At 65.4% G+C, this 665-nt stretch carries 1 pseudogene; it reads left to right on the top strand.

The window, feature by feature from the left end:
• Positions 1-665: pseudogene (locus tag HTT03_RS00065) on the top strand (hypothetical protein); the annotation flags it as partial.

The raw sequence follows: 665 nt of genomic DNA on the forward strand, positions 1-665 counted from the left end.
GCCGAGAACACGGGCGGCGTCTTCCTCCCCGCAAGCAATGCGACCGAACTGCATGACGCGCTAAATCAAGTTCAGGCCGCGATGGCCCAGCCAGATCCCGCGCCTGAGCCAGAACCGACCCTGCCCGAAGCCTCCATCTCCGGGCCGGAAAGCGTAGCGACCGGGGCGGGCTTTGACGTTGAGTGGAGCCCCCCAACGCACCCCCGCGACATGGTCACGATCCTGCCGTTCGGCACCAAGGAAGGCACCACCGGCCCTTACCGCCGCGTTGGCGACAAGACGACCGGCCAACTCACCGCACCCGCCGAGCCGGGGTTGTATGAACTGCGCTATATCCTCAACGAAGGGGCCAAGACCCTCGCCACCGCGCCCATCGAAGTGACCGCCCCAGAAGCGACCATCAGCGGGCCGGAGACTGTCACCACCGGCGCTGCTTTTGAGATCGAATGGGGCACCCCAATCAACTCCCGCGACATGGTCACGATCCTGCCTGTCGGCACCAAAGAAGGCACCACCGGCCCCTACCGCCGCGTTGGCGACAAGACCACAGGCCAACTCACCGCACCTGCGGAGCCGGGGCTCTATGAGTTGCGCTATATCCTCAACGAAGGGGCCAAGACCCTCGCCACCGCACCCATCGAAGTGACCGTCCCAGAGGCCACCAT

This window comes from Sulfitobacter maritimus (genome assembly GCF_013346665.1).
GTDB classification, from domain to species: Bacteria; Pseudomonadota; Alphaproteobacteria; order Rhodobacterales; family Rhodobacteraceae; genus Sulfitobacter; species Sulfitobacter maritimus.